The following is a 13776-nucleotide window of genomic DNA, read 5'->3' as shown; positions in this document are numbered from 1 at the left end:
TCCACCGATGCTGACGTGTCGGCGCCCCCGCCCCGAGCAGGGCGGGGGCGCCGATGCGGTCACGATGTCTGCGTCAGCGCGAGACCCGCCAGGTCAGCGACCCGCTGAGCAGCTTCCGAAGCTCCGGGTCACGTACCGCGCGCGTCGGGTCGGTGGCCCGCACCGTGACCTTGTGCGTGCGACCGTCCGCCGGCACGCCGAGGGCCCGCGGGGTGACGGACCGCGCGTCGGCGCTCTCCTTCACGGACCGCCCGTCCACGGACCAGCGCAGCCGGACGCCCTTGGCCGCCTGCACCTTCACGCGCTGCCCCCGGCGCACCACGGTGTCCGTGGGCGTGCGTGCCGACACGACGGACGCGTGCCGGTGGAAGCCGGTGATCATCGCCTCCCGCCCCGGCGAGTTGAACTCCCGGCCGAGCGTACGCATGATCGAGTTGTCCGTGGGCCGGTACAGGCCGCGCGGGTAGTAGCCGCCCCCCTCGTACGTGCCGACGGTGCCGCCGTCGGGCGAGGCCTGGCCGATCCAGCGGTACCACTTCTTCTTCTGCGCGGTGAGCTGCGCGGCGGTGAGCTTGCTGGTGTTTGACTCCCACGGCTCGGCACCGGTGTACGTGCCGTACTCGTCGTACCAGTACTCGTCCGCCAGCTTGCCGAGCGAGTGCCCCGTCTCGTGCACGACGACCTGCGAGGACTGCGCGTGGTCGGAGGAGGCGGTGGCGATGCCGTCGTAACCGGACGGTGAGGTGATGTCGTTGTAGCCCGCGCCGCCGTACTTCGCGGAGTTCGACAGGACGATCACCAGGTCGGGGTCGGCGGCCTTCTTCGCGTACGCCTCCACCTTGTTGGTGTCGACACACAGCAGCCGCTCGATGCCGTCGCAGAAGAAGGCCGAGCCGAGCGCGGTGTCCTTGCGGACGTTGCTCGTCGGGTCGCCCGAGACGCCCGACTGGCGCGAGTGCGCGTCCACCGCCCAGACGTTGAAGAGGTTCTTGTACGAGGCGTACGGCTGGACGGCTGCGACCTCCGCCCACTTCTTCCGCACGTCGGCGTGGAAGTCCTCCTGCTGGGCGGCGGTGTAGCCGTCACCGATGAAGACGACGTCCGCCTTGGACCCGGTGGGGCCGTTCTGCACGATCGGGACGACGGTCCCGTCGTCGGCGACGGTCCTGCGCTCCCGGGCGGAGAGCGGCTCGGGCGCCGGGACCTCGGTGTGCCGGGGGTGGCCGCCGGGGCCCGTGAAGTACTCGACGTGCTGGGTGGCCCGGTCGCCGGACCGGGTGGGGCCGGGTTCGGCGGTGGCGCCCGCCGTGGCGGCGAGCGTCGCCGACAGGGCGATCCCCGCGGCCGCGGCGACCTTCAGCGGTGTACGTCTGGCTATGCCGGACTTGCGTCTGCGCATGGTGGGGGTCCTTCCGAAATCCGCCGTGTAAATGGCGAGTTAAGCCTGCTTAAGGCGCCGCTCAAGGTAGAGGCTCCCGGGGGTGCGAGGCAATGGTGAGGCACAAGGCGCTGATGACACAGTTGAGTTCACGCCAGGGCGCACACCCGCGCGCACGGCGCACCGGAGCACCCGCACGCCCTCTCCCGACCCGTCGCACGGGGCTGCGGGCGTGGGAGTTCCCCCCGGCATCTATGCACCACCGTCGACTTCGACTTAGCTCGGGGGCCGACCCAGGGAAACCCAGGGAAACCCAGGGAAACCCAGGGAAACCCAGGAAAGGGGAGAGGTGGCGGAGAACAATGCCGGGGGTGCGCGTCCCGGGGGTGCGCGTCCCGACGGTGCCGTGGACCCCGTCGAGATCGGCCGGCGCGTGCTGCGGCTGCGTACCGAAAGGGGACTCACCCAACGGCAGCTCGCCGAGCCCGCCTACACGGCCGCGTACGTGTCCACGCTCGAGTCCGGCAAGGTGCGGCCCTCCGAGGCGGCGCTGCGCCACCTCGCGGGACGGCTCGGCGTCGACTACGAGGAACTGGCCACGGGCCGCCCCGCCCGCCTGGCCACGGACCTGCGCCTGCGCCTGACCGACGCACGGCGGGCCCTCGCCACCGGCGCCCCCGAGGACGCCGCCGCGCTCTTCCGCGCACTGCACGAGGAGGCCGTGGCGCACGGCCTGACCGACGAACAGGCCTCGGCCCTGCAAGGCCTCGGCGACTGTCTGCTCGAGTCCGGCGAACTCACCGACGCCCGCGACTGCTTCGCCGCCGTCGAAGGCCTCCTCGCCGACCAGCCCCTGCCCCGGCGCGTTCCCGCCATCCGCGGCCGCGCCACCGCCCATCTGCTCACCGGGGAGCTGCGGTACTCCTGCTACCTCCTGGAGTCCACCCTCGACGAGCTGAACGCCGCGGGCCTGCACGACCCGGACGCCCTGCTGCTCCTGTACACGGCGTCCATCGCCCCGTACATGGACATGGGAGCGCACGCCCGTGCCGCCCAGGCCGCCGAACTCGCGCTCGCCCTCGCGCCGAGCGTCAGCGATCCCGCCCTCGTCGCCCATATGCACCGCGGGGTCGCCCGCACCCTGATCGCCGAGGGCCGCACCGCGGAGGCCGACGCCTCCCTCGCCAAGGCCCAGGAGCTCTACCGGCATCTGCACATCCGCACCGAGCTGGCCCACTGCCACTGGATGCGCGGCTACGTCCATGCCCAGGACGGGGATCTGGAGCGCGCCGAGAGCGAGCTGCGCACGGCCCGCGACATGCTCGCCTCCAAGCGCGCCGCGCTCTTCACCGAGCAGGTGGAGGTCGAACTCGCCGACGTGCTGCGGCGGCGCGGCAGGCCCGAGGAGGCGGAGGCGCTGCTACGCCCCCTGCTGACCTCCGGCGGGGCCACCGGTGCCCTGGGCGCCGAGCGCGGCGCGGTGCACGCGGGCGGCGCCCACCGGCTGCTCGGCCTCATCGCCGAGGAACGCGGCGACACCGAGGGCGCCGAGGAGCACTACTGCGCCGCGCTGTCCCTCCTGGAACGCTCCAGCGCTGCGGGCGACGTGGCGGACCTGTGCCGCCTCCTGGGCGATCTGCTGCGCCGCACGGGCCGGGTGGAGGCCGCCATGGACGCCTACCGCACGGGCCTCGGCCACCGCGCGGCCCCCGGCACCACGACCCTGGGCCCGGCCCCCGCGACCCCGCCGATGTGAGGCACCCGGACCGGCAGTGCTTGCGGCCGTGTCCGCCGGGGCCCCGGTTTCACGGCTCCTGAGGGTCCGGGGTGTCCTGTACGTCACCGCCCAGGGAGGCAGCGGCCACCGGGTCGCCGCGGGTGAAGTCGCAGGGCGGGATGCCGGGGTGGTGGCCGGGCGCGGGGTCGGGCGCGGAGTCGGGCGTGGCCGCGGGGCCGAGGGTGAGGCGGGAGACGATGCGGTACCGGTCGCCGCGGTACAGGGAGTGGACGTACTCCACGGGGCGGCCCGCCGTGTCCGTGGTGAGGCGTTCGAAGAGCAGGGCGGGGGACAGGTCGGGGACGTCCAGGAGCCGGGCCTCGGAGCGGGTGACGACGGTCGGCTCGATCGTCTGCGTCGCCTCGTGCACCCGTACGCCGTGCCGCTCGCGCAGATGCGCGTACAGGTCACCGGTCTCCAGTTCGCGCGCGGTCAGGCCCGGCACGAGGTCGGCCCGCAGGTGCAGGTGCTCCACGGCCATCGGGGTGCCGTCGACGAGCCGCAGCCGTGCCACGTACACGATCCGCCCGGACGGCGACATCCGCAGTTTGCGGCCCACGCGGGCCCCGGCGGCCACCGTGGTGAACTCCAGGAGCCTGCTCGACCAGGCGCCCGCGGCCTGCGGGACCGTCAGCGTGGCCCGCTCGGAGACGAGTTCCTGGGTGATCTTCGCGGGTGCGACGAACATGCCGCGGCCGTGCTGGCGTACGAGCAGGCCCGCCGCGACGAGTTCGTCGACCGCGGCCCGCAGCGTCGGCCGGGACACGCCGAGGTGGGCGCACAGGGTGCGCTCGGACGGGATGCCGTCCCCGGCGCGCCGCGACTCGATCAGTTCCAGGACGTAGTCGCGCACCCGCTCCCGCTTGAGCACGGTCCCCGGTGCGTCGGTCTCCATGCCGTCCTCTCGTTCACGTCGCCGCCTCGCTCGCCTCGCCTCGCCGCGGCGCAGCGTCGCCGCCCGGCTGGTCAAGCGAAGTGTAGCCAGAGGAGTCGGACACGCGTACGGGCAACTACGCATGAGTGACGCCTAGTTGAGGGTTGTCCACGTCCGCGTCGAAGGTTTACGGCCCGGTGGGGCCGTATCACCTTCATTCACCGGCAAGTGGTCATCTGACCTGCTGACGCGACTGGTCAGATCGAGGGGTGTCGGACCGGCACGGCGGCCCTGCCGGATACCCCGCGACGCCGCCCACCGCGAGGCGGGCATCACCTTCGAGGACACGGTGCCCGCGCCCCGACCTCTTCGCGGGCGTCGCTCTGAAACGTCAATAACCGGACATTCTCCCGTGTGGCGATTCCCGTCGATTCGGAACGGTCTCGGCGGGATTTATTTCCGGAATTGAAAACGGTCACCGATGCAGCCTTTGCGTGGCGGCAGCACAGTGCGATTGACTGCCGCGCGTCGGATGCCATTATTTCTGGGGGGAATTTCCTGTGGGGCACGTGGGGCACGCTCACCCGCACCATGACCATGACCACCAGGCGGGTGGCCACGGTGGACACAGCCATGGTGTGTCCGCCGACGCCGATCGGCGCTGGCTTTCGCTGGCGCTCGTATTGATTGGCGTTTTCATTTCGGTGGAGACCGTGATTGCCTTCGCGGCCGGGTCCCTCGCGTTGCTCTCCGACGCCGTCCATATGCTCACGGACGCCTTCTCCATCATTCTCGCTCTCATCGCGATGCGGCTCGCCCAACGGCCCGCCAAGGGCACGTACACCTTCGGACTCAAACGCGTCGAGATACTGTCCGCGCAGGCCAACGGCCTCACCCTGCTGCTCGCGGCGGTCTGGCTCGGCTACGAGGCCGTGGTACGGCTCCTGCACCCGCCGGAGGTCACCGGCTGGATGGTCCTCGCCACCGCGCTCACCGGCGTAGCCGTCAACCTCGGGGCGACCTGGTGCCTGTCCAAGGCCAACCGGACCTCGCTGAACGTCGAGGGGGCCTACCAGCACATCCTCAACGACCTGTTCGCGTTCATCGGCACCGCCGTGGCCGGTGTCGTCGTCATGACCACGGGCTTCGCCCGCGCCGACACCATCGCCACGCTCTTCGTCGTCGCCCTCATGGTCAAGGCGGGCTGCGGGCTGCTGCGCGACTCGGGCCGCATCCTGCTCGAAGCAGCGCCCGCGGGCCTCGACCCCGACGCCATAGGCGACCGCCTCGCCGCGTCGCCCGACGTCGCGGAGGTCCACGACCTGCACATCTGGACCATCACCTCCGGCGAACCCGCCCTGTCCGCCCACGTCATGGTCCACCCCGGCGGCGACTGCCACGCCGTACGCCGCGACCTCGACCAGTTCCTCGCCGAGACGTACGGGCTCACGCACACCACCCTCCAGATCGACCACGAGGACCACGCACCGCACCCGGCCGCCACCGCAGGCCCCGGCCCGGCCGCGGCGGCACCCCACTGCGCGGGCGGCCACGGCCCGAGGCACCGCAGCGAGCCGCACCCGCACTGACGCGGGCGCAGGCGTCCGGCTCACCGCCACCGGGCTCTCAGACGTGCAGTTCCGGTGGCATGCCGGTCCAGCGGAGCTCGGGCGGCAGATGGCCGGTGTCGTTGTAGAGCAGCAGGGACGCGGGCCTGTCGGGTGCGTAACGGATCACTGTGAGGCCCGCGTTGGTGTGGTTGAGGCCGATCCACCGCCACGGGGGCGCGTCGAGGGCGGCGCGGACCAGCCAGCCGATGAGGAAGTTGTGCGTGACGACCAGCTCGTGGCGCGGCTCGTCGCCTCGGACCGGGCCCGTGAAGCGGTCGAGAGCGGCTCGCGCGAGGCCTGGGCCCCGCTCCCGTTCGGGCGCGGGGAAGGCGGAGAGGCGGTCGAGCACGGTGTCGGCCGCATCCGGCGGCAGCTCGGCGCGCGCCGGCACATGGGGGAGGTAGTCCCCGGCCGCGTCGCACGACGTCAGTGCCACGCCCTTGCCCTGGGCGCCCTGGGTGACCTGGGTGTGCACGAGACGCGCGGTCTGCTCGGCGCGCGGCAGCGGACCGTGGGTGACCTCGGCGAGCGGGGTGCCGCGCAGACGTTCACCGAGCAGCACGGCCTGCCGACGGCCGCGCTCGGTCAGCTCCGACTCGTCCGGCGTGGCTTCGCCGTGGCGGGCGAGGTAGAGATAGCGGGCGGCCGATCCGGTCATGAGCGGTACTCCTCGGTGCGATGCGGTGCGGTGCGGTGCGGTGCGGTGCGGTGCGGTGCGGTGCGGCGTGGCGCCCTGTGGCGCGGCGGTGCGGTTCGGTGCTCGGCGCACGGGCGGACGGTGCCCGCAGGCCACCGGACGCACCGTGATCTTGGTCGTGTACGGAGGGACGCAGGGGCGGCGGGGCCGGTTCCGCCGGTGCCGGAGGTCCGGTTCCGCGGCCTCAAGCCGACGCCACCATGTGGACGGCGAGGCCCACGACGAGGGCGCTGGATGCCAGGGCCGTGCACAGTTGTCCGCGACGGCCGGTGAGGGCGCGGCCGAGGAGCGCCCCGCCCCCGGCGAGCAGCAGTTGCCAGCTCGCGGACGCGGCGAAGGCGGCCAGCGTGAACACCGCCTGCCCGAGCCGGTCGGGCTGCACGTCGGTCCGGTTGCCCACGACGAGCGCGGCGAAGTAGATGACAGTGGTGGGGTTGAGCAGCGTGACGCCGAGGAGGCTGGTGTAGGCGCGGGCGGGGGACGGAGCATCCGGCGACGCCCCCGGCCCGGGACGCCCTCGGCCTGCCGCTCACTCTCGTCCGCTACAACAGCGACGAGTTGGGGCGTACGGCGGGTCGGCTTCTGATGCGGCGGGTGCGGGAACGGCGGGGCGGTCCTGCGGGTGCGTGGCGACGGGTGGTGATGCCCACCGGCCTGGTGGAGTACGGGGGATGAGGAGAGCCGTCGTCACCGCGCGAGCGGTCGTCCCGGTACGTAACCGCAGTACGTGAAGTCACCGCGTGAGCGGAAGTCAGCGCGTGAGCGTGAAGCGGGGCGCAGTCGAGGAAAGGACCGCCGACACGGGGTCGACCCCCCAGACGGCGCGCAGCTCGTCCGCGAGCGCCCCGATCAGCTTCGCCACGTCCGCGGGGGCGGATTCGTGCAGGCCCTCCACGACGATGAGGATGTCCGACGTGGTGTCGCGGACGGCCGAGTGGCCGCTCTGGCGGTTGGTCCAGCGCCGGGCATGGGCCCTGCGGTGGTCGTCGGCGAAGACGACCTCCCGCGGCGCCGGCCGCTCCACCTCGCCGGAGAACGTCTCGTAGGCCTCGTCCCCGTCGGCGTACCGGACCTCGAGGTTCCCGCCGATGCGGGAGATGTCGAAGACGCCCACCGGGATGCCGTACGCGAGGGACGCGGCGTTGCACAGGTCGATCAGGGGGTGGATGCGGGGCAGGGCGCCTTCCTTGCGGAAGCGGCGCAGGAGGGACTCCGAGGCACAGCGGTACTGCGTCGGCTTCAGGCCCATGGTGGTGAACGCGCGCCGCCAGGCCTGCACTTCGGGCAGGGCGCTCTCCGGGGTCACGGCAAGGCGCTCGGCGGCCGTGGCGCCGAACGCGGCCACGGGCCTGTCGACGGAGGCGTCACAGGTGATGCCCCGGGCGGAGATCGCTCCGGCGACCAACTGGGGGAAGTCCTGCCAGAGGTCGTTCGCATGCTGGAAGTGCACGGTGTTTCCGATCAGTGAGGGATCAGTGGGACCAGTGGGACCAGTGGGACCAGTGGGATCAGTGGGATCAGTGGGACCAGTGAGAAGGCGGTCGGCGACAGGGGACGCGGGTGCGGCCGGAATCAGAGGAGGGCGAGTTTGGCGCCGAGCACGGCGAAGGCGCCCGCGAAGACGCGCCGCAGCCAGGCCATGACCCGGGGCCGGCCGATGACGTGGTCGCGCACGGCCGCGGCGAACATCGCGTAGAGGGCGAACACGACCAGGGACACCAGCATGAAGTACGCGCTGAGTTCGGCCATGCGCAGGAAGGCGTAGGGCTCACTGTCGTCGACGAACTGGGGCAGGAACGCGAAGAAGAACAGCGTCAGTTTCGGGTTGAGGAGGTTGATCAGGACGGCGGACAGGATCACGTCACGGGCCGAGCGTGGTGAACCGTCCTGCTCGGCGGCCAGGGAGCTCGTGTCGCGCAGCGTCTTCCACGCCATGAAGAGGAGGTAGGCCACGCCCAGGTACTTGAGTGTCTGGAACGCGAGTGCGCTGGTGTGCAGGAGTGCGGCGAGCCCCGTGATCGCTGCCAGCATGTGCGGGACGATGCCCAGGGTGCAGCCGACGGCCGCCACCACGCCGGCGCGGGTGCCGCGCGAGAGACCGGCGGCCACGGTGAACAGCACTCCGGTGCCCGGCGTCACGGTGAGCACGAATGAGGTGAGCAGGAACTCCATGCCTTGACTCTGGCGGCACAATGGATCCATGAACAGGTCCAATGGATCACCTTCTGACTGGTCCATAACGCGACAGGGCCGTGCCGTGGCCGCGTCCGACTTCCTTCAGCTCAACCCCGCCGAGGCTCCCCGGGGCGGCATGTCGGACTGGCTGGCGCGGGAGATCCGGCGCGCGGTCGCCGAGGGGTTGCTGCCCGCCGGGAGCAGGCTGCCGGCGACGCGCGTCCTGGCGGATGAACTCGGCGTCTCCCGCGGCGTCGTGACGGAGGCCTACCGACGCCTCACCGAGGACGGCCACGTCGCCGGGCACGGCAGGGCGGGAACGATCGTCCTGTCGGCCCCCCTCGCCCGCCCGACGACCGCACCGGACGCACCGCACGCACCCGGCCCCCCGAACACCCCGCTCACCCCCGCCACACCTGCTGCCCCCGCCACCCCGGACGCCGATGCCGGGGTGTCCGGAGGGTCGGGCGTGACCGGAGCGCTCGGCACCCCCCGGGCCCCCGGCGTGCCCAGAACCTCCGGCCCACCAGGAACAGGCATGCTCTTCGCGGTGCCGCCCGGCACGGGCGTCTTCGACGCGCTGCGGGCCGCCCCCGCCCGCATCGACCTGTCGCCGGGCCTCCCCGACCTCGCCTCGTTCCCCCGTACGGCCTGGCTGCGCGCCGAGCGGACGGTGCTCGCCGGACTGGTGCCCGCGGACTTCGGGTACGGGGACCCGCGCGGCACCCCGGCGCTGCGCCGCGCCGTCGCGCGCTGGCTCGCCGTGAACCGCGGGATCGCCGCCGACCCCGACGAGGTCCTCATCGTCGCGGGCACCGCACAGGCCCTCGGACTGCTCGCCCTGGTGCTCAGGGACGAGGGAGTCACCCGCGTCGCCCTGGAGGACCCCAGTTCCCTGGGCATCCGGCAGCACCTGCACAACTCCGGCCTGGAGTCACCGCCCGTGCCCGTCGACGCGCGGGGCGTCCGCGTGGACGCGCTGCGCGCCACCGGTGCCCGTGTCGCGCTGCTCACCCCCGCCCACCAGTTCCCGACGGGCGTGGTCCTCGACGGTGCCCGACGCCGTGAACTGGCGGCCTGGGCCCGGGACGGCGGCCTGATCATCGAGGACGACTACGACGCCGAACACCGCTACGACCGGCCGCCGGTGCCCGCGCTGCGCGCCACGCTCACCGAGCATGTCGCCTACGCGGGCAGCGTGTCCAAGCTGCTCGCCCCGGCGCTGCGGGTGGGCTGGCTGCTCGCACCCCGCCGCTACCGCGACGCACTGGTCGACGCCAAGCGCTTCGCCGACCTCGGCAACGCGGCGCTGCCCCAGTTGGTCCTGGCCCAGTTGATGGAGTCCGGCGCCCTCGAACGCCAGTTGCGGTTCCTGCGCAGACGCCACCGCGTCCGGCGCGACGCCATGATCGCGGCCATCGCGGATTCGATGCCGGAAGCGGTCGTCCACGGAGCCGCCGCGGGGCTGCACCTGATGGTGACCCTCCCGCCCGGCCACGACGACACCGCCCTGGCCGCGGCGGCCCTCGAGCGCGGCGTCAAGGTCCAGCCGCTGTCCTGGCACACCCAGCGTCCCGGGCGGCCCGGCCTCGTACTCGGCTATGCGGCGAGCACGCCCACGGCGGCCCGGGAGGGGGTGGCGATCCTCGGCGACCTGCTCAGTGGTCCAGCGTAGGCCGCTCCTCCAGCGGCCGGTACACCGTCAGGGCCTCCAGAAGCTTGTCGACGCGCAGCGCCGCGGGCGCGTCCCGCACCTCCCCGTCGTACGCCATCTGCGTCCCCTCGGGCAGCCCCGTCACGAGGAGGCGCCGGGAGTGCGCCGACGCGTACAGGCGGGTCCGTGCGAGTCCGCCGGCCAGGGCGGTGGCGAGCAGGCGGGTGCGGGCGAAGCGGCCGCCGTGGGCGATCCGGACGTCGAGCAGGCCGTCGGCGAGATCGTGCCTGCGCACCGGGGCGATGCCCACGTTGCGGTAGGCGCCGTTGCCCGCGAACAGCAGCCACATCGCGCGGCGCCGGCCGTTCACGACGGCGCGCAGGGGCTCGTTCGTACGCAGGATCCGGCCGGCGGACAGCACCGTGGCGGCGGGGCCGCCGATCCGCGGCGACCAGTGCTCCCGCAGCCGGACGAGTTCGGGATAGGAGCCGAGGCTGAAGGTGTTGAGGAAGTAGGTGGCCTCCGCGTCCGCGGGCGCGGGGGAGTGGGGCGTGGCGACCGCCGAGATGCGGCCGACGTCCACACGGACGGCGGTACCGCGCGCGACGGCCGCGCAGGCCTCGGTGATGGTCTCCGTGCCGAGGTCGGCGGCGAAGTGGTTGAAGGTGCCGCCGGGCAGCACCATCAGCGGCACGTCGTACGCCAGGGCGGGCGCCACGGCCGCGTTCACGGTGCCGTCGCCGCCGCAGATGCCGAGGACGCCGCCGCAGCGCGCCGCGTCCCGCGCCGCCTCCGCGATCACGTCGGGCAGCGGCCCCGCGTCCGGCTCGTAGATGATCACTTCCGCACGTGGCAGGGCGATCTTCAACTGTCTTACGGGGTCGGCCAGTTGCGGCTGCGCTCCGGAGGAGGGGTTGACCACCACGAACAGGCCCTCGCCCTCGGGCAGGGCAGGGGCGTCGACCCGGGGCCTGGCCGGGGGCGGCAACTGGGAGCGCGAGGGGACGAGACCGCGTACGGCGAAGGCGGCACCCGCGCCGAGACTCGCGCCGACCAGGACATCGCTCGGATAGTGCACCCCCGTGTAGACGCGGGAGAAGGCGACCGACGCAGCGACGGGCGCGATCGCGGCTCCCCAGCGGCGCGACTCAAGGGCGGCGCCCACCGTGAACGCGACGGCGGACGCGGCGTGCCCGGACGGGAAGGAACTGGTCACCGGCTGCCGCGTCAGATGCCGTATCACCGGCACCGTGTCGAGCGCCGGACGCGAGCGGCGCACCGCCCGCTTGCCGAGGGTGTTGACGGTTGCCGAGGCCAGGGCCAGTGAGGCCGCACCGCGCACGGCGGCCCGCCGCTCCCGGGTGCCGCCGACCGCCCACATGCCCGCGGCGATGCCGAACCACAGCAGCCCGTGGTTGGCGCTCCGGCTGAGCCGGGGCAGCACGGGTTCGGCGCCCGGCCACGACCGGGTCGCGACCTTGTCGAACGCGGTGTGGTCCAGCGTGCGCAGCAGGCGCCGGAGGGCTCCGGGGGCTCCGGGAGAGTGATCGCTCATGTCCCCGTTATACGCGTACGCCCGGCACCGACGCGTCGCGGGGAGCGGGGTCCGTCCGGTTCACCTCCGGTTCCCCCGAAGAATCGGGGCGGTTGGCTGTGCGGACAAGCTGTGAACCAGTGGGAGCGCTCCCATCATGGGCAGAGTGACGAGAGGGGTCAAGGCTCTTCAAGAGTCGAAGTTGTTCGACACCTCTGAACCTGCCGCCGCCCCTGTTCGTCCGTGCCGCTTGCCGCTACCTTCTTCACCACCAGTGGGAGCGATTTCATCAGTCGGCACGCCCGTGTGGCGTGCCCGATCTGCAAGGAGCCGCTCATGAACCGCAGGAGAAGTGCCTTACTGGCCGCCATCGCCCTGGTCGCCGCGGCCACCGGGACCGCGACCGCGGTGACCGCCGGGGACGCGGGAACCGCCGCCGTCCCCTGCAGCGTCGACTACAAGCTGCAGAACCAGTGGAGCACCGGCTTCACCGCCGCCGTCACGGTCACCAACCACGGCCCCGCCAAGACCGGCTGGACCGTGAAGTGGTCGTACGCGGGGAACCAGAAGGTCACCCAGGGCTGGAACGCGGGCATCACCCAGAACGGTGCCACCGTCACCGCCGCCAGTGAGGCGTACAACGGGTCCCTGGCGACCGGCGCGTCGGTCGGCTTCGGCTTCAACGCCTCGCACAGCGGCCCCAACGCGCTGCCCACCGCCTTCACCCTGAACGGGGTGACCTGCGACGTCGACGACGGCGGCGGCGACCCCGGCGGCCCCACGGACCCGCCCGGGCAGGGCAGCCGCGTGGACAACCCGTACGCCGGTGCCAAGGTGTATGTGAACCCCGAGTGGTCGAGGAAGGCCGCCGCCGAGCCGGGCGGCGGCCGCATCGCCCGGCAGCCCACCGGCGTCTGGCTGGACCGCACGGCCGCCATCAACGGCGTGAACGGCGGGATGGGCCTGCGCGACCATCTGGACGAGGCACTCAGGCAGAAGGGCAGCGGTGAACTCGTCGTCCAGCTCGTCATCTACAACCTGCCGGGACGCGACTGCGCCGCCCTGGCCTCCAACGGCGAGCTGGGCCCGACCGAGATCGACACGTACAAGACGCGGTACATCGACCCGATCAAGACGATCCTCGCCGACTCCAAGTACGCGGGCCTGCGCATCGTCACCACGGTCGAGATCGACTCCCTGCCGAACCTCGTCACCAACACCGGCGGGCGCCCGACGGCCACCCCGCAGTGCGACGTGATGAAGGCCAACGGCAACTACGTCAAGGGCGTCGGCTACGCCCTGAACAAGCTCGGCGACGTACCCAACGTCTACAACTACGTCGACGCGGGCCACCACGGCTGGATCGGCTGGGACGACAACTTCGGACCGTCGGCCGACGTGTTCGAGCAGGCGGCGACCGCCGAGGGCGCCACCGTCGCCGACGTGCACGGCTTCATCGCCAACACCGCCAACTACAGCGCCCTCAAGGAGGAGCACTTCAGGATCGGCGACACGGTGGCGGGCAGGTCGGTGCGCGAGTCCAAGTGGGTCGACTGGAACCGCTACACCGACGAGCTGACCTTCGCCCAGGCCTTCCGCGACAAGCTCGTCTCCGTCGGCTTCGACTCCAGGATCGGCATGCTGATCGACACCTCGCGCAACGGCTGGGGCGGCGCGGGGCGGCCCGCCGGGCCGGGGGCGGGCACCGACGTCGACTCCTATGTGAACGGCGGCCGCATCGACCGGCGCGTCCACATCGGCAACTGGTGCAACCAGTCGGGCGCGGGCCTAGGCGAACGCCCGCAGGCGGCACCGGCCGCGGGCATCGACGCCTATGTGTGGATGAAGCCGCCGGGCGAGTCCGACGGCTCCAGCAAGGAGATCCCCAACAACGAGGGCAAGGGCTTCGACCGCATGTGTGATCCCACTTACGAGGGAAATCCGCGCAACGGCCACAACAAGTCCGGGGCACTGCCGGACGCGCCGCTGTCCGGACACTGGTTCTCGGCCCAGTTCCAGGAACTGATGAAGAACGCGCACCCGGCGCTGTAGCGCCGGCGACCAGGGGCGGGCCGAA

The 13776-nt window shown here is 72.4% G+C and carries 11 protein-coding genes and 1 pseudogene; 5 read left to right on the top strand and 7 right to left on the bottom strand.

The window, feature by feature from the left end:
* Window positions 1-73: 73 nt before the first annotated feature.
* On the bottom strand, window positions 74-1399 hold the full coding sequence (locus tag IG78_RS0112255; protein ID WP_030562132.1) for a M64 family metallopeptidase: 1326 nt from the start codon (window positions 1397-1399) through the stop codon (window positions 74-76).
* Window positions 1400-1727: 328 nt separating this feature from the next.
* On the opposite strand from IG78_RS0112255, the gene IG78_RS0112250 reads away from it, so the two are divergent.
* On the top strand, window positions 1728-3134 hold the full coding sequence (locus IG78_RS0112250; RefSeq protein ID WP_404827673.1) for a helix-turn-helix domain-containing protein: 1407 nt from the start codon (window positions 1728-1730) through the stop codon (window positions 3132-3134).
* A gap of 49 nt (window positions 3135-3183) precedes the next feature.
* On the opposite strand, the gene IG78_RS0112245 is transcribed toward IG78_RS0112250, so the two are convergent.
* Entirely contained in the window at window positions 3184-4050 is an 867-nt protein-coding gene (locus tag IG78_RS0112245; RefSeq protein WP_030562130.1) for a GntR family transcriptional regulator, read from the bottom strand.
* A gap of 393 nt (window positions 4051-4443) precedes the next feature.
* Between IG78_RS0112245 and IG78_RS51245 the strand changes: the two genes are divergently transcribed.
* Together IG78_RS51245 and IG78_RS0112240 are read left to right on the top strand one after the other, a co-directional pair.
* Entirely contained in the window at window positions 4444-4716 is a 273-nt protein-coding gene (locus tag IG78_RS51245) for a hypothetical protein (RefSeq protein WP_225882014.1), read from the top strand.
* A gap of 17 nt (window positions 4717-4733) precedes the next feature.
* Entirely contained in the window at window positions 4734-5618 is an 885-nt protein-coding gene (locus IG78_RS0112240) for a cation diffusion facilitator family transporter (protein WP_318657854.1), read from the top strand.
* Window positions 5619-5655: 37 nt separating this feature from the next.
* On the opposite strand, the gene IG78_RS0112235 is transcribed toward IG78_RS0112240, so the two are convergent.
* From IG78_RS0112235 to IG78_RS0112220, 4 genes and pseudogenes are all read right to left on the bottom strand, one after another.
* Window positions 5656-6297, bottom strand: coding sequence for a histidine phosphatase family protein (locus IG78_RS0112235; protein WP_030562128.1), 642 nt, complete (start codon window positions 6295-6297; stop codon window positions 5656-5658).
* A gap of 223 nt (window positions 6298-6520) precedes the next feature.
* Window positions 6521-6829, bottom strand: a pseudogene (locus IG78_RS0112230) (LysE family transporter); the annotation flags it as partial.
* Window positions 6830-7087: 258 nt separating this feature from the next.
* Complete coding sequence (locus IG78_RS0112225; protein WP_030562126.1) at window positions 7088-7786, bottom strand: B3/B4 domain-containing protein; 699 nt, start codon at window positions 7784-7786, stop codon at window positions 7088-7090.
* A gap of 122 nt (window positions 7787-7908) precedes the next feature.
* The gene (locus IG78_RS0112220) at window positions 7909-8508 is read right to left on the bottom strand and encodes a LysE family translocator (RefSeq protein WP_030562125.1); all 600 of its coding nucleotides are present in this window, start codon (window positions 8506-8508) and stop codon (window positions 7909-7911) included.
* Between the two features lie 28 nt (window positions 8509-8536).
* Between IG78_RS0112220 and IG78_RS0112215 the strand changes: the two genes are divergently transcribed.
* Window positions 8537-10186 carry an aminotransferase-like domain-containing protein gene (locus tag IG78_RS0112215; RefSeq protein WP_030562124.1) on the top strand — a complete coding sequence of 550 codons (1650 nt, stop codon included), beginning with the start codon at window positions 8537-8539 and terminating at the stop codon, window positions 10184-10186.
* On the opposite strand, the gene IG78_RS0112210 is transcribed toward IG78_RS0112215, so the two are convergent.
* Entirely contained in the window at window positions 10170-11720 is a 1551-nt protein-coding gene (locus IG78_RS0112210) for a bifunctional phosphatase PAP2/diacylglycerol kinase family protein (RefSeq protein WP_030562123.1), read from the bottom strand. The genes IG78_RS0112215 and IG78_RS0112210 overlap by 17 nt on opposite strands.
* 315 nt (window positions 11721-12035) lie before the next feature.
* On the opposite strand from IG78_RS0112210, the gene IG78_RS0112205 reads away from it, so the two are divergent.
* Window positions 12036-13751, top strand: coding sequence for a glycoside hydrolase family 6 protein (locus tag IG78_RS0112205; RefSeq protein ID WP_030562122.1), 1716 nt, complete (start codon window positions 12036-12038; stop codon window positions 13749-13751).
* Window positions 13752-13776 lie beyond the last annotated feature (25 nt).

It is taken from the genome of Streptomyces aureocirculatus, assembly GCF_000720475.1.
GTDB classification, from domain to species: domain Bacteria; phylum Actinomycetota; class Actinomycetes; order Streptomycetales; family Streptomycetaceae; genus Streptomyces; species Streptomyces aureocirculatus.
This window is presented reverse-complemented; position numbering and strand designations above follow the sequence as displayed.